Raw genomic sequence first — 18,843 nt, 5'->3', positions numbered from 1 at the left:
TCACCTTCACCTCCCTCAAAGCCCACGACGGCGTCCGGCCCATCGCGGACTGGATCCGCACCCGCCTCACCGACTGGACCACAGGCCCCGCATGACCCTCGCGCCCCCCGAACGGGACCGGCCACCGGCCCCAGAACCGCTCCCGGCCGCCGGCCCGGTGCCGCACGGCCTGCGCGCCACGGCCCGTATCACCGCACGGGCCGGCGCGGACGGCGTAACCGGCCTGCCCGTCCTGGACGGTGACGGTCCGATCGCGCTGCGCCGCGTCCGCTCGTACGGAACGCAGGCCACGGTGTGCGTCGTCGGCGCCATGAGCGCGCCGCTCGGCGGGGACCGGCTGCGCATCGAGGTGACCGCCGAGGACGGCGCCGACCTGTGCGTCACGGCGGCTGCGGCATCCGTCGCGCTGCCGGGGCGCGTCCCCGGGCACGCCACGTACGACGTGGAACTGACCGTCGGCGAGGGCGCCCGGCTGGAATGGCTCCCCGAACCGCTCATCTCCGCCGAGGGCAGCGATCTGCGGATGACGACGACCGTCCACCTCGCACCCACCGCACGCCTGGTCCTGCGCGAGGAACAGGTACTGGGACGCAGCGGCGAGCGCCCGGGACGGCTGCGCAGCCGCCTCACGGTCCACCGCGCCGGGCGCACACTCCTCGACCAGGAGACGGCCTACGGCCCGGGCGCCCCGGGCTGGGACACCGGCGCGGTGCTCGGCGGGCACCGCGCCGTCGGTCAACTGCTGGCCGCGGGCCCGGGGTTCGAGGAGGAGCCCGCTGAGGTCCTGGTGCTCGGCGGGGATCCAGGCGAGGGCCAGGGCGTACGTACGCCGCTGGCCGGGCCCGCCGCGCTGACCACGGCCGTTGCCCCGGACGCGCTGCGGGTGCGGCGCCTGTTGGAGGCGGGTGGGTAGCGCCGTGGGCCTTGGGGCTGAAGTGAGGGGTCCGGTGGCCTTGCGGGAGGCGCTCCAGGCTGGGACGCCGACGGGGCGCAGGGGGAGGGTCAGGGTGCGCGTACGCCGCTGGCCGGGCCCGCCGCGCTGACCACGGCCGTTGCCCGGACGCGCTGATCCGCATTCTCACCTCCGCGGGTTTTCACGCCGAAGCCCCGGACGACGACATGCGCCCTACGGCGGTGCGCGTTCGGGGATTCGCGCCGGGCGAGGACCACGGCGCGCTCAGCTGATCGGTCGGCCGATCGGGCCGTCAGCCAACCCCGGGTGCGGACCTTGACGGCCGCTGGTGTGCTGACCGGGCACGTTGATCAGTCGTGAGAATGGCGGCTGGTTGCCGCACGCGGTGTGGGGCCGGTGGTGGTTGTACTGGTGGAGCCAACCGGCCAGTGCGTCGCGTCGTTCTTGCTCGCTGGTGTAGCAGCGGGCGTAGGCCCAGCCATCGGCCATGGTGCGGTGGAAGCGCTCGACCTTCCCGTTCGTCTGCGGGCGGTAAGGGAGCGTGAACTTCGAGGTGATCGAAAGCGCTTCGCAGTTGTCGCGCCACAGGTACGAGCGGTACGCGCCGCCGTTGTCCGACAGGGCCCTCTCAATGGTGACGCCACGGTCAGCGAACCAGTCGACAGCCCGGTGCAGGAAGCCGACGGCGGTGACGGCTGTTTCGTCGTCGTGGATCTCGGTGTAGGCGACGCGGGAGTGGTCGTCGATGACGGTGTGCACGAATGCGTATCCGACCTTCGGGCCGCCGTAGGCGTTGCGTGACTTGCTCTGCGTCGCGGCGCGGTGCTTGGCGCCTTGGTGGCGGCCGACGTAGCGCCAGCCGCCACCGTCGGGGATGTTCCCGGGCTTCTTCACGTCCACGTGCACCGGTGATCCCGGATGGTCGTGCTCATACCGGCGGACGGGCTCACCGGTCTCACGGTCGACGTAGGCGAGTCGGTTCAGGCGGGCCGATCGCAGGATTCGATGCACTGTCGACGGGGCGATATTGAGTCTCGCAGCGAGCTGGACCGGCCCTTCCCGCAGACGTAGTCGCAGGCTGACGCACCTCTTCGTCACGGTCTTGGGTGTCTTGGCCGGAGAGCTCCGCGGTCGTGAGGATCGGTCCTGCATGGACTCGCCTGCGAGGTAGCGATCGACCCAGCGCTTCACGGTCGGCCAGGACACCTGGAAGCGGGCCGCGACTTCGCTGATTGGCCGGCCGTCGTCAGCGACGAGAGCGACTTTCAGCCGGTGGCGCGGGGTGAGGGCCGCGTTCGAATGCGACATATCTGAGCTCCTGGACAGGCTGAAGGGCCGGCCATGGTGTGTGGCCGGCCCTTCAGCTCGGAGATATGCGGGGAGGGATAGTGCAGGTCAGTCGACCGGGGAGACTCGGATGAGGTTGCCGTCAGGGTCCGTAATCACGAACGTGCGGCCGAAGACAGCATCATGCGGCTCCTGCACAACGTGGACCCCCTTCGCGGCCCACCTCGTGAAGATCTCGTCAATCGCCTGCGATGGCCCCGGCACCATGAGTCCGATCTCTGTCGTACGAGGGAGGCTCGGGACCGCGTGCTCGCTGTAGCCCGTCCACAGTGCGAACAGGACACCGGGGGCAGCTTCGAAGGCTACGTAGTGGGGACTGGTGAAGGTCGGTTCGATCTCGAACAGGTCGCTGTAGAAGGCGGTGGCGGCCTCGGCGTCGCGGACGCCGATCAGGAACAGGTTCGGTGCGGGCATGGAGCGCTCCTCAACTCGTTGTTCTCTCGGTCCAGCACCCAGTGGATCACCCAATCGCGACGGAACCTGTCACCTTTTCTGAGAACATGGGTAAGCATGAAGGCTGCAAGGCTCCTGCATCTCCTGCTGCTCCTGCAGACCCGTCAGCGGCTCACTACCACGGAGCTCGCCGCGCGTCTTGAGGTGTCCCGGCGGACTGTGCTGCGGGACGTCGAGGCGCTATCGACAGCGGGCGTGCCCGTCTATGCCGAACGTGGACGGAACGGTGGGATCGTCCTGCTCCCCAGTGCACGGCTCAGCACATCCCATCTGGAACCACCAGAACTGGAGGCCCTGTCCGTGGCCGGCTTGGACAGCGCACTACGTGAGCGAATGGGCCTGACTGCGGTGTGGGAGTCGGCCGAGCGCAAGATCGCCGCCCGCCAGGCTGCAGCACCTGAGTCGCCGAGCCCGCTGCGGCTGGCTGACCTTGTGCTTGTCGACAGCACCGCGTGGTTTGCTGCCCCCGAGGCAGCGGTCGAAGTATCGGATCTGGCCTCGGCCCTGCGACACCGGCGACGCCTTCGAATCCTGTACCGGCGCAGCGCCGAAAGCCATGCTTCGACACGGGTGGTCGACCCGTACGGGATCGTGGCGAAATCAGGCCGCTGGTATCTCGTCGCCGATGACCAGGGCGACAGCCGGCTGCTCGCTCTGGAACGACTGTCGGCCTTTGAACAGCTAGACGCACCAGCCGTGCTCCAACCAGGCGAAACCCTCCGCACCCGATGGGCCGTGTTGAAGAAACGCACTGAGGAGCAAGATCGCGTGAGCGTGACCATCCGCCTGCCGGAAAAGGGTCTCGACCTGGCGCGGCGCATCCTCGGCACCCGCATCCACCATGTCTCCGACGCGGAAAAAGGCTCGTGCGTCGTCGTCGTGCGCTACCCCGACATCGAGTCGGTGCGTCAGCTTCTTCAGTTCGGCGACCACATCGAGGTGCTCGCCCCTGAGACGGCCCGCGCACGCATCAGTCAGCTCGCCAGGGACCTGGCTGACAGACACTCAACCCCCGCATCGTGATTGCCGGTCAGGTCCCCTGTTCTCAATCAACGTGCCCGGTCGGTACAGCTAGAAGCCGTTCCGGTCCACGATCCCCTCGACCATGCGCATCAGCCGGTCCCCCGCCCGGTCGATGCTGCCGTTCTGCGTACTGACCTGCGCCCCTTCGAGCACGAAAGTGATCTCGGCCGCGGTCTGCTCGGGGTCGGGCAGTCCGGCCCCGGCGCACATGGCGGTCAGTCTGCGGGTCTGGCGGGCCTTGTGTTCCTCGATCACCTGCCGTGCGGGGTGGGAGCGGTCGGGGAGTTCGGCGAGGGAGTTGATGAACGGGCAGCCCCGGTGGGAGATCTTCGGGAGTCCGTCGGCGATGAAGCGGGCCAGGGCCAGGATCTGTTCCCGGGGTTGGCCGGGGTGTTCGGCCTCGGCCCGGTCGAAGGCGGCCTGGTAGTCGGCGGCGACGATCCGCAGCCATTCCGCGACCAGCGCGTCCTTGGTGTCGAAGTGCCGGTAGATCGCCATCTTGGTGGTCTCGGCCTGCTCGGCGATCGCCTGGACGCCCACCCGGCTGATGCCCTCGCTCTGGAAGAGCTCTTCCGCGGCGTCGAGGATGCGCTCGCGGGGCGGCAGTTTCGCCACCCTGCTCGGCCTTCTGACGGTCGATGCCATGTCCGCTGCTCCGTGATGTCCGGTCCGGCCCGGTCTGTTGTAGGGCCTCTCATCCCCTGTTACGGTACCAGTCCGTCCCGTACGATACCGATCGGTATCGTCAGGGACTCGTCGGTATCGTTCTCATCCTGCCGGGAGTGACAGTGCAAGTTGCCGAGTACGTGAGCTTCGACGCGGTCGGGCTGGCGGAGCTGGTGGCCCGGGGCGAGGTGGCCCCCGCCGAACTGGAAGCCGCCGCGCGCGAGGCCACGCGGGCGGTCAACCCGCGGATCAACGCCGTCGTGGAGACCTGGCCCACCGACGACCGGCCCGCCCCCGGCAGTGCCCCGCTGGCCGGTGTGCCTTTCCTGATCAAGGACATCGGGGTCGCCATGGCCGGGCGGCGCATGGAGCTGGGCAGCCGCCTCGCGGAAGGCCATGTCGCCGGCGCCGACTCCTCCCTGATGCGGCGCTTCCGCCGCGCCGGACTGGTGACGTTCGGGCGTAGCGCGACACCGGAGATGGCGTACAGCAACACGACGGAACCGGTGCTGTACGGCGCGACCCGCAACCCATGGGACCTCGCGCGCAGCGCGGGCGGATCGAGCGGGGGCGCGGGCGCGGCGGTCGCCGCCGGGGTGGTCCCGCTCGCCCACGCCACCGACGCCGCCGGATCGATCCGCATACCCGCCGCCTGCAACGGCCTCTTCGGGCTCAAGCCCACCCGCGGCCGGGTCTCCATGGGCCCCGGCTTCGACGAGGTCTTCAACGGCCTGGCCGTGCAGGGCAGCGTCAGCCGGACCGTACGCGACAGTGCGGTGCTGCTCGACCAGATCCGCGGCCCGGAACCGGGCGACCCCTACTACGCCCCGGAGCCGTCGCGCCCGTACGCGGAGGAGGTCACCCGCCACCCCGGCGCACTGCGCATCGGTGTCCTCGCCCAGCCATGGGGCGGACACCGCACCACCGCACCCGTGACCGACGCGCTCTCCCGCACCGTGCGTCTGCTGGAATCCCTCGGCCACCAGGTGGAAGAGGCCGAGGTCGGCCTCGGGGTCGACTGGGAGGAATTCCTCCTGGCCGGTGCCCGCCAGTGGTCGGCGAACCTCGCGGCCTCCATCGACGAACTGGCCGCCGTCTCCGGCCGGCCCATCGACTCCTCGACCCTCGAACCGCCCATCCTCGCCGGCTATCACTACGGGCAGCAGGTCAGCGGCGCGCAGTTCGTCACCGCGCTCGAAGTCCGCAACCGGGTCGCCCGCAGCCTGGCACGCTCCTTCGACGCCTACGACGTGCTGCTCACCCCGACCCTGCCGGAGCTGCCCGTGCCCTTGGGCACGCATGCCGAGGGCGCCGAGGCGCTGGACGGTCTTGGCTGGCTGCGCCGCCTCTTCGACATCTCGCCGTTCACCGTGGCGTTCAATGTGGCGGGCACGCCCGCCATGTCGGTGCCGCTGGCGGCCGACGCCGGGACGGGACTCCCGGTGGGGATGCAGTTCGCCGCCGGTTACGGGCTCGAAGGCCGCCTGTTCCGCCTCGCCGGACAGCTCGAACAGGCAAGCCCGTGGTCGGGCCGGACCCCTGCGGTGTGGGCAGGGGACCACCCGGCCCACTGAGTCCTTCGAGCCGCCTCCCCGCACGCGACACGGCGCCGCTCCTGGGGGAAAGAGCGGCGCCGCGTACTGGAAGACGGCAATCGGGCGGAATCGGTGCCGTCGGGTGGCGGGCAATTTGGGAAAGCCGTAAGCCCGTCAGTGCTTCAGCATCTCGGCCAGGACCGACCTCCAGTCCTCGTCCGGACGCTCCGCCAGTTCAGCGGCGAGCGCGGCGGCGGGGCGGTAGCGGCGGCGGTGGTGCAGGAGGAAGTCCGGTTCCGAGGGCTGGTGCCGGTCGTCCGCCGGGCCCGCGTGGGTGGCGTGGATTTCGCTGGAGCTGCCGAGCAGGCGGATCAGCTCGGCGGCGAAGTCCCGCCAGTCGACATGGCCGCCGACCGTGTTCACGACGCCGCCGGACGGCCGTTCCACGCAGCTGACCAGCGCGCGGGCCAGCGCGGCACCGTGCACCCAGGGCGCGCCGTACCAGCCGCGGTCCCGCGCGGGCAGCTCGATCGGCTCGCCGCCGCGCGCCGCCTGGAAGAACTGCCCGGTCGCACCCCAGCGCAGCTGGTCGCGCAGCCGGGCGTGCGGCCCCCACACGATGGGCACCCGCGCGACGGTGGCCCCGCCCCGCCCGCCGCTCCCAGCAGCTTCCAGCAGCATCCGCTCGCAGTCGAGCTTGGCCCGCCCGTACGCGGTGAACGGGCCCGTCGGCGGGGTCTCCTCGGTCACGTCGGTGACCGGCGGCTGCCCGTACGCGTCCACGCTGCTGACGAAGACGAAGGCGCCCCGCCGCCAGCCGTCCAGCACCGCCCGCATCGCCGCGAGGTCCACCTCGGGGGAGGTGAAGGTGCAGGCGGCGTGGATCACCGCGTCCGCCCCGGCCGCAGCCGCCCGCAGGCTGTCGGGATCGCTCAGGTCCCCTTCGGCCACCTCGATGCCGTCGGCCGCCAGGAGGTGCGCCGATTCGGGCCGCGCCAGGGCCCGTACGGGGATGCCGCGCGCCGCCAGCTCCCGCAGCACGAACGAGCCCACGCCGCCGGTGGCGCCGGTGACCAGGACCGTTCCGGTACGGGCCGCCGTGGTGCGGGAGGCGCCGTGCTCCGGAGCTGTCGGCCGGGCCGCGGTCCGGACGGCGGCCAGCGCTGCCGCGCGTTCCTGGTCCCGCCCGTCGAGCAGGGCGGCGATCGCCCGCGGGCTGCGGTGCTCCATCACATCGAGGCCGGTCAGCGGCAGGCCCAGCCGTTCGCGCAGCCGGTCGGCCAGCTGCACCGCCAGCAGCGAATGCCCGCCGAGCAGGAAGAAGTCGGCGTCCGGAGCGGGCCGCCGCCCCAGCAGCTCGGAGAACGCCTCCAGTACGGCCTGTTCGCGTGGCCCACCGGCTATGACGGGTACGGCCGCCGCCGGTGCGCCCGGCAGCCGGCCGTGGTCCACCGCGCCGTCAGCCGTACGCGGCAGCGCGTCCAGGACCGTCACCGCGGCCGGGACCAGCTCCGGCGCCAGCCGCGAACGCAACGCGGCCCGCAGGCCCATCGGTTCGAGCGTGCCCACGCCGCTGGGCACGACGTACGCGAGCGACCGCCCACCGCCGGTCTCCAGCAGGACGGCCTCCGCCACCTCCGGCCGATCCCTGAGGAACAGCTCGGCCGGGTGGGCCGCCCGGACACCGGCCTCGGGCAGCGGATGGCCGGGGTTCGCGGCGACCGCTGCCAGCAGGTCCGCGAAGCCGCGCAGCAGCTGCCGGGCCGTCGGCTCGTCGAGCCGCGCCCGGTCGTACTGCACCAGGCAGCGCGGCGGCCCGCCGTCGCTCCGGTCCTCCTCCACGTAGAGACCGAGACCGAACTTGGCCGTCCCCAGATCGATCTCGACTGGCTCGCTCAGCAATCCGGGCAGTTCGAGGGCGACGGGTGCCCGCAGTACGTCCGCCGTGACATCCACCAGCGGCTGGCCGTCCGCCCCGCGGGCCGCCGCCCCGAGCCGCTCGACGATCAGGTCGAACGGTACGTCGCGGTGCTGCTGCGCCTCCAGCAGCGCGTCCCGCACCCGGTCCAGCAGCTCGCCGAACACCCCGGCGCCCTGTGCGTCCACCCGCACGGGCAGGGTGTTGACGCACAGGCCGACCAGATCGCGCACGTCCGCGCGGTCGCGGTGGCTGCTGGCGCATCCGAGCACCAGGTCGGTGGAGCCCGTCGCCGCCAGCACCGTGGCGTACGCGGCGGCCAGGACGACGGTGAACAGGGTGCTCCGGTGCTCCCGGCCCGTCGCCCGCAGCCCTTCGAGGACGGCGGGCGGCAGCGGCTCGGCGAGCAGCGCCGCCTCCCCGCGCCGGGCCGCGGCGCCGGAGCCGGCCGCCGGGGCGGGCAGCGGCACCGGCCGGGCGCCCGCGAGGCGCCTGAGCCAGTACTCCAGCCCGCTTTCCAGCACGTCCATGGCCGCGTGCTCCCGGCGGGCGAAGTCCGCGTACTGGGGCGCCGGGCCGGGAAGCGTGCCGGACAGCACCTCATCGCCGCCGACGGCAGCCCCGTACAACGTGCTCAGCTCGCGCGCCACGACCGCCAACGACCCGCCGTCGATCGCGATGTGATGCAGCGTCAGCAGTACAGTGTGGTCCTCGGCGGCATGCCGTACGACGAGCGCGCGCAGCACCGGGCCGCCCGCCAGGTCGAAGGGGCGCGCCGCGGCCTCCCGCAGCAGCTCCGCCGCGTCACCGTCCGCCGGAACCACCTCGACCGGTACCGGCGCCGCGTCCGTCACCTCCTGGTACGGCTCGCCGTCGCGCTGCCCGTACCGCGTGCGCAGCACCTCGTGCCGCCGGACGAGAGCGGTCAGCGCCCGGCCCAGGGCCTGCGGGTCGAACGGCCCGCGCACCCGGGTGGCGAACGGTACGTGGTACGCGGCGCCGCTGCCGCCGAGCCGGTCCATCAGCCACATCCGGCGCTGCGCGGCGGACAGCGGCGCGGGTCCTGCCGGGCCGGCGGCGGCCTCGCGCGCCGTACCGTCGCGCTTCGCGGCCTGCCGCTGCCGGGCGATCCGCAGCAGCGCCGCCTCGCGTGCGGTGTCCGAAGCGGTGGTCATCGGGGGTCCTCCAAAGCGGACGGGGCCGGTGCGGACGGGGCGTCGTCGGACGTGCCGGGGGCCTCGTGCAGGCGCAGCAGGGCCTGTTCGACGTGGGCCGCCTGCGCGGCGACCGTGGGAGCGGCGAAGAAGTCGGCGAGCGACATCTCCACGCCCAGGTCCTCGCGCAGGTCCTCCACGACACACAGCGCCAGCAGCGAGTGCCCGCCGAGCGCGATGAAGTCGGCGGCGGGGTCGTCGACGGGGAGGCCGAGGGCCTGGCTCCACAGGTCGGCGACCACCTGCTGGAGGGGGGAGAGGGAGGCGGCGGGAGCAGGGGGGCTGTCGGTGTCGTCCCCGTCCACCGGCCGTTCGGCCAGCGCCCGCCGGTCCACCTTCCCCACACCCGTCATCGGCAGCGCGTCCACGAACCCCCACACGTTGGGTACGAGGTGCGCGGGCAGCCGCTCCTCCAGGTGCGCGCGCAGCGCGGCGGCCCCGGGCGCCGAGCCGTCCTCCGGCGCGACGAAGGCCACCAGCCGCGCGTCGTCCGGCGTCGGCCGCTGGACGACCACGGCCGCGTCGGCGACCCCGGCGTGCTCGCGCAGTGCGTGCTCGATCTCGCCCGGCTCGATGCGGAAGCCGCGGACCTTGATCTGGTCGTCGGTCCGGCCGTGGTAGTCCAGCGTGCCGTCGGGCCGCGCCGAGACCACGTCGCCGGTGCGGTAGAGCCGCCCGGCCACCGGGTGGTCGACGAAGCGTTCCGCCGTACGGTCCGGCTGCCCGACGTAACCGAGCGCCAGCCGCGGCCCGCCGAGCCACAACTCGCCCCGGACGCCCGGCGCCACCGGCTCGCCGTGCTCGTCCATGACGTACGCGGTCGTCCCGGCGATCGGCCGTCCGATGGGCGGCGGGCCGTCGCAGTCGGCGTCCGTGACGCGGTGCGCGGTGGCGAAGGTGGTCGCCTCGGTAGGCCCGTAGCCGTTGACCAGCTCCAGCCAGGGGTGGGCGCGCAGTACGGAGCGCGCGTGCTGCGCGGACAGCGCCTCACCGCCCGCCAGTACGCCCCGCAGCACCCCGAACAGCGGCGAGCGCCGGGCCGCCAGGTGGTGGAAGAGCGCGGTGGTCAGCACGGTGACGGTCGCGCCCAGCCGCTCCGTGTCCCGCGCCAGGCCGGTCGGCGAGAGCCGGTCGGCGGTGGAGACCGCCACCGCCGCGCCGTTCGCCAGCGCGCCCCACACCTCGAAGGCCGAGGCGTCGAAGGTGACGGGGGAGTGGAACAGCACCCGGTCGCGCGGCGTGATCGTCACGTACTCGGGCCGGTGCGCCAGGCCCGCGATGCCCCGGTGGGTGACGGCGACGCCCTTGGGCTGCCCGGTCGAGCCGGAGGTGAACATCACGTAGGCGACGGCGTCCGGGTCGTACTCCTCGAACGGCGCAGCGTCCCCGGCCTGCTCCGTTCCGGCGGGCGGCAGCAGCGCCCGGTCCCCGGGAATGCCCGCCGCCTCCGTCAGGTCCTTGCTCCCGACGGTCAGGACCGCACCGGCCGTTTCCAGCATGGTGGCGATGCGCGGCGGGGGATAGTCGGGGTCGAGCGGTACATAGTGCCCGCCCGCGCACCAGACGGCGAGCTGGGTGACCACGGTGGGCACGGAGTGCGGCAGCAGGACGCCGACGGCGTCGCCGCGGCGCACGCCCCGCTCGCGCAGCACCCGAGCGAAGCCGCGGGCCGCTGCCTCAAGCCCGGCGTACGTCAGGGTGGTCTCGCCATCGGTCACGGCGAGGGCGTCGGGGGTGGTGCGGGCGTAGTGCGAGACGAGACCGGGCAGACCGGCATCGATGGTGGTCATCTCACACCCCCGCCAGATCGGCGGCGCCGCGCCGGGTGTCCACCAGGGCCGCCAGCGCCCGCAGGTCGGGCTGCCGCAGCACCTCGGGCGCCCGCAAACGTACGCCGCAATGCTCCTCGATGGCGGTGAGCAGCCGGGCGGTGGACAGGGAATTGCCGCCCGCCGCCGCGAAGTTGTCGGCCGTGCCGAGCGCCGGAGCGCCGAGCAGGTCGCGGCACAGGCGCAGCACCAGTTCCTCGGTGGGCGTCCGCGGCGCGGCACCGTCCGGGGCCTCGGCGGTCTCCGCCGCCTCGGCCGCCAGAAGGGCGGCCCGGTCGACCTTCCCGTTGGCGTCCAGCGGGAAGCGGTCGAGGAACCGTACGACGGCCGGGACCGCCTGCTCGGGCAGCCAGCCGCGCGCCTCGCCTATCAGCTCGTCCGCGCTCGGCACCGGCTCGCCGGGCACGGGCAGGACGAAAGCGACGAGCTGGTTGACGCCGCCCGCGGCGGACCGGACCGCGACCGCGGCCCGCCGTACGCCCGGGTGGTGCTCGAACGCGGCCTCCACCTCGGCGAGTTCGATACGGACGCCGCTCACCTTGACCTGGTCGTCCAGCCGCCCGAGGAAGTCCAGCACCCCGTCGGCGCGCATCCGTACCCGGTCGCCGGTGCGGTAGACGCGCTCGGTCCCGTCCACCCCGTCCGGCGCGGGCACGAAGCGGGCCGCCGTCAGATCGGCGTCCAGGTAGCCCAGCGACAGCACGCCGCCGCCGATGCGCAGCTCACCGCTCTCGCCGCGCGGGACCACGCGGCCGGCCTCGTCGGTGACGCAGACCACGGCGCCGTCGACGGGTGTGCCGATCGGCGGGGGAGCGGTGTCGGAGTCGTCCGCCTCGACGTGGTGCACCGTGGTGACGACGGTGGCCTCGGCGGGCCCGTACGCGTTGTGTACCCGGGCCGTGACCTGTGGCGCGGGCCTGCGGCGCAGCCGGTCGCCGCCCACCACCAGGTGCCGCAGTGCGGGGAGTTCGGGCCAGGGGCGTTCGAGGACGGCCTCGGCGAGCGGTGTGGGCAGCACGGCGACGGACACCTTCGCGCGCTGCCACCAGCCGGTGAGCGCGTCCGGGTCCCAGCGGACCTCCTCCGGCGGCACGCTCAGCGCACCGCCCGAGGTGAGCGCTCCCCACAGCTCCTTGACATGCGGGTCGAAGGAGACGCCGATCAGCAGGCTGTGCCGGTCCTCGGGTCCGGCGCCGGTGTACGCCTGGTACCAGTCCAGCAGCGCGCCGAGCGACGCGCCGCCCACCGCGACGGCCTTGGGCATGCCGGTCGAACCGGAGGTCAGGACGGCGTAGAAGGTGCCCGGCGGCGCGGCCTGTCCGGCGCCGTCGGCGGGCGCGTCCCGGAACGCCGCCACCACGCTGCCGGCCGCGTTGGCGCCCTCGGCGGGCAGCGGCAGGGCGAGCGTGTCACCCGTACGGTACGCCGCGGGCAGCAGCGCGGGATCGCCGACCAGGCAGGGCACGCCCAGCCGTTCGGTCACCGCGGCCAGCCGGCGCTCGCCGGGCCGCGGACCCAGCGGCAGGTAGACGGCGCCCAGCCGGGCCAGCCCGACCGCCACCGCGACCAGCGCGGCGGAGCGGTCCAGGCAGACGCCGACCAGGTCACCGGGGGAGACCCGGCCGCGCAGCGAGTCGGCCACGACGCTCGCCAGCGCGTCGATCTCCGCGTAGCTCCACGACAGTGCGCCGTCCTCGACGGCGGGCGCCTCGGGGGTGCTGCGCACCCAGTGCTCGTACCGGGCCAGGATGTCCGAGCGGTCCGGCCCCTGTGCCGCGGTATCCGGCGCCGTGCCGTACGCGATGCTGGGCCGCGCGTCCTGCGGGCTGCTGCCGGGACGTTCGTGCGCTGAAGTACTCATGATTCCTCTGCGGTTCGCAAGTTCACGCATTCGTAAGGGGGCGGGGCCCAGGGCGGCGGTGCGGCCCCGGGCCCCGGAGGGCGGCCGGCTCAGCCGAGACCCATGGACCGGGCGACGATCACCTTCTGGATCTCCGAGGTGCCCTCGATGATCGTCATCGACCGGACATAGCGGTACAGGAACTCCAGCGGATGCCCGCGCACCCAGCCCGTGGCACCGTGCACCTGAAGGGCCCGGTCCACCACCCGCACCGCCGTCTCCGACGAGGTCAGCTTGGCCAGCGCCGCGTTCTCCGGCGCCTCCGTGCCACCGTCCACCAGCCGCGCGCAGGCCAGCGTCAGCAGCTTGGCGGCCTCGATCTCCGCGCGGCTGGTCACCAGGTGCTCCTGCACATGCTGGTACGCGCCGATCCGCTCACCGAAGGCCCGCCGCTCACGGGCGTACGCGATGCCCTGCTTCAGCGCGTACTCGGCGATGCCGTCGCACATCGCGGCCACCACCAGCCGCCCCCGGGACAGGCTGTCCATGCCGTTGCCGAGCGCCGAACCGACGGCGTCCGGCCCGCCGATCACCGCGTCGTCCGGCACCCGCGCGTCCTCCAGCAGGAGTTCGTACAGCGGCTCGCCGGACATGCCGTCGTAGCGCTGCCCGATCCGCAGCCCCGGGTTGCCCGCCTCCACCACGAAGGCGGTCGGCTCGCCCTCGGCCGACGCGACGACCAGGGTGAAGTCCGCCCGGTCGGCGTTGCTCACAAAGGTCTTGCGGCCCTTGAGGACCCACTCACCGGTCGCCGTGTCCCGCACGGCGGTGGTGGTCAGCTGGAACGCGTCCGATCCGGCGTGCGGCTCGGTCAGCGCCAGACAGCGCACCGCCTCGCCGCGCACCAGCGGCTTCAGATACCGCTCGATCTGCTCCTCGGTACCGTGGCGCAGCAGCGGGCTCGGGCCGTCCGAACCGGCGAGGGCGTACGGCGCGAGGGGGCAGCCGCTGCGGCCCGCCGCGTGGTGCAGCAGCACCACGGCCGTGAACGGCATGCCGGAACCGCCCAGCTCCTCGGGATAGTCGCCCGCGTAGAAGCCGAGGGCCGCCGAGCGACGGCGTACATAGTCGCGCAGCTCCGCCGGGGGCAGGTCGGCGTCCTCCGGCAGGTCCGCCGCCAGCGGCACCAGCTCCTTGCGGATGAACGACTCGAAGGAGTCGACCAGTTCGCGGTGGTCGGCCTCCAGAACCGACGAAGGGTGGGTGCTCATGCCGCGACCTCCGCCAGCGCACGGGCCTGGTCGGCCAGCACCGGGTTCTGGAAGAACAGCCGCAGCGGCGGCCGGCTGCCGAGCCGGGGCTCCAGCCAGGCGGCGAGCTGCGCCGCCATCAGGGAGTGCCCGCCGATCTGGAAGAAGTGCGACGCCGGGGTGAAGTCGTCGTGGCCCAGCACCTCGCGCCAGCCCTCGGCGAGCAGCGCCACCTGCGGGTCCACCGGATCGGCTGCGGACGCGGCGCGCCCGTCGGGCTCCTCGGCGGGCAGTTCGGCCACCCGGCGGGCCAGGGCGCCGCGGTCGGGCTTGCCGCCCGGCAGCGCCGGCATGGCGTCCAGCCGTATCCAGCGCGCCGGTACGAGCGCGGTGGGCAGCCGCCGGGACAGGGCCTGGTGCAGCGCCTGGTCGTCGGGGATGTCGCCATCGCGGGACTCCAGGAAGCCCAGCAGGCGCGGGCCGGCCGGACCGTCGGCGTCGAGCACGACGGCACACGACCGCCCGCCCAGCTCGGCCGAGGCCGCGGCCTCCACCTCCTCCAGCTCGATGCGGTAGCCGCGCAGCTTGACCTGGTTGTCGCGGCGGCCCAGGAAGCACAGCCGCCCGGCCCGGTCGCGGTAGCCGAGGTCGCCCGTGCGGTACACCCGCTCGCCGCCCAGCGCGTCCGGCGTCACGAAACGCTCGGCGGTGACCTGCGGATTGCCGAGGTAGCCGTCGGCCAGCCCGGCGCCTGCCACGGCCAGTTCGCCGACCGCGCCCGCGGGCAGCGGCCGCAGCCCGGCGTCGAGTACGTGCATCCGGGTGCCCGGCAGCTCCGTGCCGAGCGGCACCTCCGCGCCGTCCCGCAGGTCGTCGCGCGTCACCTCGTGGACGGTGCTGGTGATCGCCGCCTCGGTCACGCCGTACGCGTTGAGCACCGTCACCGACGGGGCGCCGGCGGCCGCGTCCACCGCGTCGAACAGCTCGCGCAGCGCGCCGACCGGCAGCCGCTCGCCGCCCAGCACCAGCAGTCGCGGCGTCCACCGGCCGTCCCGCAGCGCCTCGCCCAGCTCCGCCCGTACGGCCAGGAAGTAGCTGGTCGGCAGGTTGGCGACGGTGACGCGCCGGGCCGCCAGCACCGCGGTCAGCTCGTCCGGGGTGGGCACCTCGCGCTGCGGCAGCACCAGGCAGGCACCGGCCAGCAGCGACGGCAGCACCTCCTCCAGCGCCACGTCGAAGGACGGCTGGGCGAACAGCAGCACCCGGTCCGCGTCCGCCAGGCCGTACCGCTCCGCCGTCGCGCGGGCGTGCTGCGCCAGCGCCGCGCGGCTGACCACGACCGGCTTGGGCAGGCCGGTGGAACCGGAGGTGTGGATCACGTACGCGGCGTCCTTGAAGGCGTCCGGGCCGGTCTGCCGGCCGGCGGGCGCCGCCTCGGGGAACGCGGGACCGTCCAGCAGCCCCACCGGCAGGCCCTCGGCCGGGAGGGACAGCGCGCTCTCGCGGGTGGCCAGCACCAGCGCCGGGTCCAGCCGCTCCAGCAGCGTCTTCAGGCGCGCGGCCGGGTCGTTGGGGGAGAGCGGGCAGTAGACGGCGCCGGTGCGCAGGCAGGCGAGCAGCGCGACGACGGAGTCGGTGCCGCGCGGGAGCACGGCGGCGACGGGGCGGCCCTGCGTCACCCCGGCAGCGCGCAGGCGGCGCGCCAGGTCGTCCACGAGGGTGTCGAGCTGACCGTAGGAAAGGCTCTTCGTGCCGCCCACGAGGGCCGGGCGGGCCGGGTCCTGACGGGCCGCCGGGTCGAGCACCTCGTCGGTGGGCGGGGCCGCACCGATCTCCGCGTCACCGGCCTCCTGCCGGGCGGCGCCCAGCGAGGCGAGCGGTGCGTCGGGCGTCTCCAGGTACGCGCGCAGCACACCGAGGAAGCGCTCCGCCAGCAGCCGGACCACGTCCTCGCCGAACAGGTCCCGGTCGTAGTCCCACACCAGCGTCATCCCGGCGGCGCCCACCCGCGGACCGACCACGCGGCGGTCGTCCGGCATCAGCACCAGGTCCAGGTCGAAGCGCGTGGTACCGGTGTTGAACCCCTCGTACAGCGCCACCTCCAGCCCCGGCACCTCGATCTCCGGCAGCGCCGCGTCGTGCGCGCTGAACATCACGCTGAACAGCGGGTTGTCCGCGCCGGTGGTGTGCCGGCCGAGCGCCCGGGTGAGCTCCTGCACCGGCACCTCCTGGTGCGGCAGCGCCCGGATCAGCGTGTCGGTGACCTCGTCCACCGCCTCCACCGCGCCGGCCGCCGGGTTCAGCCGCAGGCGCAGCGGGATGGTGTTGACGAACATGCCCACGGTGCCCTCGAAGCCCTTGGGCCGGTTGCCCACCGCGGTGCCGACAACGATGTCGGTACGGCCGCTGTGCCGACGCAGCAACTCCGCGAACAGGCTCAGCAGCGTGGAGAACGGCGTGTGCCCCTGCGTACGGCTGCACTCCCGCAGCCGCTCGGCCAGATCGGCGCCGATGGCCTGCCGGAACTGGCCGCCCGCGTGCCGCCGTCGGGCACCCGGCCGGGCCAGGCCCGGCAGCGGCAGGTCGAAGGCCGCGTCGGCCAGCTCCGCCGTCCAGTGCGCCAGGCTCGCCCCCCGGTCCGCGCCCGCCGCGGCCCGCGCGTGCTCCTCGTACGAACGGGCCGGGGACAGCTCCAGCGGCTCGCCGAGCACCCGGGCGCGGTAAGCGGAGAACACGTCGCGCAGCAGGATCGCGAACGAGTGCCCGTCGTGGATCAGGTGGTGCTCGACGTGCACGACGCGGTGGTGCCCCTCGCCCAGCCGGGCCAGGCACCAGCGCAGCAGCGGCGCCTCGGTGGTGTCGAGCGGGGTCTCGGCCTCGGCCCGCAGCAGGTCCTGGAACGCGGCCTCCGGATCGGACTCCTGCGAGAGGTCCACCGTGCGTATGCGTGGCGCACATCGTTCGCGCACCCGTTGCTTGGGCACTTCGCCCGGCTGCTCGACGAGTTCCAGACGCAGACCGGCGTGCCGGTCGAGCGCGGCGCCGAGCGCGTGGCGCAGCGCCGCCTCGTCGAGCCGGCCCCAGAGGTCGATCGAGGCCGTGAAGTTGTAGGCACGGCTGCCCGGCAGCATCTGCTCGTGCAGCCAGACGACGTCCTGTGACGGTGACAATCCGAACATGGTCCATCCTTCGGGTGGTGGATGAGGGGTGAGCTCGGTCCGGTGCCCGCTGTCGATCGGACGCGGGAACCGGGGGCATTGCGGTGTTACGGGTGTCCGGTGCCGGGCCCGGGGTCGGGCCGGCGACCGGAACGGCGGTGGGGGTCAGCCCACGGGCGCGTGACCGGCCGGTTCCCCGGCCAGCTCGGCGGTCATCCGGGCGAAGGCGTCGTGCGCGCGGCCGTCCGGGACGGCGTCCCGGTCCCAGGCCATCCGTACGAGCAGATCCGTGCCGTACGAGACGGAGACCGCGAACGGAGCCTGGAGCGGCCGCCCGTCGATGTGGACCTCCCGGCCCGCGACGCCGCCCAGCCGCAGCGGCGGCCGGCGGTGCAGGTCCTCGAAGGTCAGCAGGCCGTCCAGCCGTCCCGTCCAGGGCACGGCGGCCGACCGGGCCGCGCGGACCACCTCGTCGAACGGGGTGTCGGCGTGGTCGAGGTCGTCCCACCAGGTGGTGGTCAGGTCGTCGAGGCCGCGGGCGGTGACCGGGTGGACGACGGTGTTCAGGAAGCAGCCGAGGACGTCGGGCGCCGCCGCGGGCCGGCCGCCCCAGGGATAGCCGAGCAGGGGCGTACGGCCCGGCGCGTCCGCCTCCGCCAGAGCGCGCGCGGCGCTGCCGCACGCCCCGAGCAGGACGGGGAAGGCCGTGGCCCGCCCGTCGTCGGCGCGGATGGGCAGGCGCGTCTGGAGGGCGCCGGTGGGGCGGGGCTGTTGCGTCTTGCTGCTGATGATGGTGCTGGTGGCGGGGGCCGGCGCACCGCCCGTCGTCGCCGATGCCGGGGCGATCCGCCGCGCCCAGTAGGCGAGCGATTCCGGCCGCGACGCACGCTTCTCGGCGTCCAGTTGCAGGTGGACGGCCTCGCGGTAGCCGGCCGCCTCCTCGGCGGCGCGGTGCGGCGGTACGTCGTCGGGGCCGAGCCGCCGCTCGTACGCCTCGGCGAGATCCGCGGAGATCCGGCCGAGCGACTGCTCGTCGCACACGGCGTGGTCCAGGGCGAGAGCGAGGATCTCGACGGCTCCGGCGGCGCTGGACAGGGGGGCGCCGCCGCCCTGCGAGTCGAGTGAGCTGTGCGCGTCGGCCAGGAACAGCCGGAAGGGCGGGCCCTCGGCGGTCCACTCCAGCAGCGTGCGGCGCAGAGCGGCCGTCGCGCTCTCGCCGGGGCGCGGTACGACCCGCTCCACCTGGGCCGCAGGGGCACCGAGCCGCTGTACGGGCGCACCGCGCAGCACGTCGGGCCGCATACGGAGCGCCGGGTGCACGGCGGCCAGGTGACCGGCGGCGGCACGCAGCCGCTCCACGTCGACCGTGCCGCGCGGGAACGCGAAGAACAGCGGGACGATGTCGGGCCGCCCGCCGGGCGCCAGCCGCCGGGCGAGCAGGAACCGCCGCTGCGCACCGGTGACGGGCAGCAGCCCGGCCGGGTCGCCCGCACCGGCGGCGGCCTTCTCGTAACGGGCGAGGTACTGCTCCGTGATGCTGGCGCCGGTACGGATGCCGGCGGTCGTGCTGGGGTCCACGCTGACCTCCCTTGCGGCGCCGCGGACGGGGCGCCGCCGATGAAGACGTTCGAGCAGAGCTGCGTACGGTGGATCACCTGCGGGCGCGCGCTCATGGATCGCGGCCATGGTGGGGCGTG

The 18,843-nt window shown here is 73.9% G+C and carries 12 protein-coding genes; 3 read left to right on the top strand and 9 right to left on the bottom strand.

Annotation, left to right across the window (positions count from 1 at the left end; all coding sequences use genetic code 11):
- The first annotated feature begins 91 nt into the window (after positions 1 to 91).
- Complete coding sequence (locus ADK86_RS17835) at positions 92 to 913, top strand: urease accessory protein UreD (protein ID WP_234345915.1); 822 nt, start codon at positions 92 to 94, stop codon at positions 911 to 913.
- 264 nt (positions 914 to 1,177) lie between these two features.
- Here ADK86_RS17835 and ADK86_RS17830 read toward each other — a convergent pair whose 3' ends face one another.
- Positions 1,178 to 2,221 (bottom strand): IS481 family transposase, encoded by a 1,044-nt coding sequence (locus ADK86_RS17830; protein ID WP_063789026.1) that lies wholly within the window; start codon positions 2,219 to 2,221, stop codon positions 1,178 to 1,180.
- Between the two features lie 87 nt (positions 2,222 to 2,308).
- Entirely contained in the window at positions 2,309 to 2,674 is a 366-nt protein-coding gene (locus ADK86_RS17825) for a VOC family protein (RefSeq protein WP_053697464.1), read from the bottom strand.
- Positions 2,675 to 2,770: 96 nt separating this feature from the next.
- On the opposite strand from ADK86_RS17825, the gene ADK86_RS17820 reads away from it, so the two are divergent.
- Complete coding sequence (locus ADK86_RS17820) at positions 2,771 to 3,736, top strand: helix-turn-helix transcriptional regulator (protein ID WP_053697463.1); 966 nt, start codon at positions 2,771 to 2,773, stop codon at positions 3,734 to 3,736.
- Positions 3,737 to 3,784: 48 nt separating this feature from the next.
- On the opposite strand, the gene ADK86_RS17815 is transcribed toward ADK86_RS17820, so the two are convergent.
- Positions 3,785 to 4,381: a TetR/AcrR family transcriptional regulator gene (locus ADK86_RS17815; protein ID WP_053697462.1), complete on the bottom strand. Its 597-nt coding sequence runs from the start codon at positions 4,379 to 4,381 to the stop codon at positions 3,785 to 3,787.
- Positions 4,382 to 4,524: 143 nt separating this feature from the next.
- Between ADK86_RS17815 and ADK86_RS17810 the strand changes: the two genes are divergently transcribed.
- Entirely contained in the window at positions 4,525 to 5,976 is a 1,452-nt protein-coding gene (locus tag ADK86_RS17810) for an amidase (protein WP_053697461.1), read from the top strand.
- A gap of 135 nt (positions 5,977 to 6,111) precedes the next feature.
- On the opposite strand, the gene ADK86_RS17805 is transcribed toward ADK86_RS17810, so the two are convergent.
- From ADK86_RS17805 to ADK86_RS17780, 6 genes are all read right to left on the bottom strand, one after another.
- On the bottom strand, positions 6,112 to 9,030 hold the full coding sequence (locus tag ADK86_RS17805; RefSeq protein WP_053697460.1) for a condensation domain-containing protein: 2,919 nt from the start codon (positions 9,028 to 9,030) through the stop codon (positions 6,112 to 6,114).
- Positions 9,027 to 10,859 carry a non-ribosomal peptide synthetase gene (locus ADK86_RS17800; protein ID WP_053697459.1) on the bottom strand — a complete coding sequence of 611 codons (1,833 nt, stop codon included), beginning with the start codon at positions 10,857 to 10,859 and terminating at the stop codon, positions 9,027 to 9,029. The genes ADK86_RS17805 and ADK86_RS17800 overlap by 4 nt, the downstream gene beginning before the upstream one ends.
- 1 nt (position 10,860) lies before the next feature.
- A complete protein-coding gene (locus tag ADK86_RS17795) occupies positions 10,861 to 12,759 on the bottom strand; it encodes a non-ribosomal peptide synthetase (RefSeq protein ID WP_053697458.1) in 1,899 nt (632 codons plus the stop codon).
- Between the two features lie 89 nt (positions 12,760 to 12,848).
- Complete coding sequence (locus ADK86_RS17790) at positions 12,849 to 14,009, bottom strand: acyl-CoA dehydrogenase family protein (protein WP_053697457.1); 1,161 nt, start codon at positions 14,007 to 14,009, stop codon at positions 12,849 to 12,851.
- Entirely contained in the window at positions 14,006 to 17,167 is a 3,162-nt protein-coding gene (locus tag ADK86_RS17785) for a non-ribosomal peptide synthetase (RefSeq protein ID WP_053697456.1), read from the bottom strand. The genes ADK86_RS17790 and ADK86_RS17785 overlap by 4 nt, the downstream gene beginning before the upstream one ends.
- Before the next feature lie 144 nt (positions 17,168 to 17,311).
- A complete protein-coding gene (locus tag ADK86_RS17780) occupies positions 17,312 to 18,724 on the bottom strand; it encodes a non-ribosomal peptide synthetase (RefSeq protein ID WP_053697455.1) in 1,413 nt (470 codons plus the stop codon).
- Positions 18,725 to 18,843 lie beyond the last annotated feature (119 nt).

This window comes from Streptomyces sp. NRRL F-5755, from assembly GCF_001279365.1.
In the GTDB taxonomy this organism is placed as follows: Bacteria; Actinomycetota; Actinomycetes; order Streptomycetales; family Streptomycetaceae; genus Streptomyces; species Streptomyces rimosus.
This window is presented reverse-complemented; position numbering and strand designations above follow the sequence as displayed.

Excerpts from the sequence above, each read along its gene's own strand:
- ADK86_RS17785 (WP_053697456.1), bottom strand. The coding sequence starts at position 17,167 with ATGTTCGGATTGTCACCGTCACAGGACGTCGTCTGGCTGCACGAGCAG.
- ADK86_RS17790 (WP_053697457.1), bottom strand. The coding sequence starts at position 14,009 with ATGAGCACCCACCCTTCGTCGGTTCTGGAGGCCGACCACCGCGAACTG.
- ADK86_RS17800 (WP_053697459.1), bottom strand. The coding sequence starts at position 10,859 with ATGACCACCATCGATGCCGGTCTGCCCGGTCTCGTCTCGCACTACGCC.
- ADK86_RS17795 (WP_053697458.1), bottom strand. The coding sequence starts at position 12,759 with ATGAGTACTTCAGCGCACGAACGTCCCGGCAGCAGCCCGCAGGACGCG.
- ADK86_RS17820 (WP_053697463.1), top strand. The coding sequence starts at position 2,771 with ATGAAGGCTGCAAGGCTCCTGCATCTCCTGCTGCTCCTGCAGACCCGT.
- ADK86_RS17805 (WP_053697460.1), bottom strand. The coding sequence starts at position 9,030 with ATGACCACCGCTTCGGACACCGCACGCGAGGCGGCGCTGCTGCGGATC.
- ADK86_RS17830 (WP_063789026.1), bottom strand. The coding sequence starts at position 2,221 with ATGTCGCATTCGAACGCGGCCCTCACCCCGCGCCACCGGCTGAAAGTC.
- ADK86_RS17825 (WP_053697464.1), bottom strand. The coding sequence starts at position 2,674 with ATGCCCGCACCGAACCTGTTCCTGATCGGCGTCCGCGACGCCGAGGCC.
- ADK86_RS17815 (WP_053697462.1), bottom strand. The coding sequence starts at position 4,381 with ATGGCATCGACCGTCAGAAGGCCGAGCAGGGTGGCGAAACTGCCGCCC.
- ADK86_RS17835 (WP_234345915.1), top strand. The coding sequence starts at position 92 with ATGACCCTCGCGCCCCCCGAACGGGACCGGCCACCGGCCCCAGAACCG.